Annotated in this window: 2 protein-coding genes; both read right to left on the reverse strand. The window is 72.1% G+C overall.

Annotation, left to right across the window (positions count from 1 at the left end; genetic code table 11):
- Positions 1-329 (reverse strand): putative inorganic carbon transporter subunit DabA (locus GJV64_RS15010; protein WP_164158322.1); only part of this gene is annotated, 329 nt, incomplete at its 3' end.
- Positions 330-347: 18 nt separating this feature from the next.
- A partial coding sequence (locus GJV64_RS15015) for a hypothetical protein (protein ID WP_205599669.1) occupies positions 348-818 on the reverse strand: 471 nt, incomplete at its 5' end.

Here is an 818-nt window from a genome sequence, read left to right on the forward strand (position 1 = left end):
GCGCGGGCCTGGGCCGCGTCGGCCGGCACCGCGGCAGTGGCCGGCAGCCGCGCCAGTGCCGCTGCGATATGGTCATCGGTGATGATGCCGGCGGCCAGCGCCTCGCGGTAGAAGCCGCGCGGCATCAGCATGTCCACCTTGGCCACGCGGCGCATGGTGGCGGTGGTGGCGGCAAAGCTCTGTCCGGAAAAGCCCAGGAAGGGATTGACCGCAACGAAGTGCTTCAGGGGCCACAGCGGCGCTATGCGCTGGCAGGCGGCAGCGATGGCGGCTTCCAGCATGGTCGGCTCCGGCAGGATGGCGGGCGGGGCGGCAGTGAGGGTCGTCATGGGGGGACCTTTCGCAGTTCAGGCGCGGCCGGGCAGGCCGGTGGGCCACAGCTTCAGCACCAGGCGGTTGGCAAGCGTGTTGACATAGAGGCCGTTCCTCGCGTGGACGAAGAAGGCGCGGGCCCAGGCCGGGGTGGGCGCTCCCTTGCGGCCGATGAAGGTGGCCTGCCCGATGGTGAGGGCAGCAAAGCCGGCCACCACCGCGATGATCGCGGCCAGCGCCAGTGCATCGGTGCGGTCCGCGCCTTCCGGCAGGCTGGCGCCCATAAGCGCGGCCATGCCGGCCTGCAGGGCGAACCAGGCCCCGGCCACCGCCAGCGCGGCCAGGCCGGTGCGGGCGATGACGAAGCTGGTCGGCCGCACGTCGATCGACTGGGCGACAAGGTGGATGAGGCCCATCAGCATGATGGCGCCCAGGGCGAACAGGCCCGGCTGCGCCGTGATCTGGAAGCCGGACAAGGTGCCCGCCGCCGCCACCGCCGCCAGCAC

It is taken from the genome of Sandarakinorhabdus rubra, assembly GCF_010994245.1.
Taxonomy (GTDB): domain Bacteria; phylum Pseudomonadota; class Alphaproteobacteria; order Sphingomonadales; family Sphingomonadaceae; genus Sandarakinorhabdus; species Sandarakinorhabdus rubra.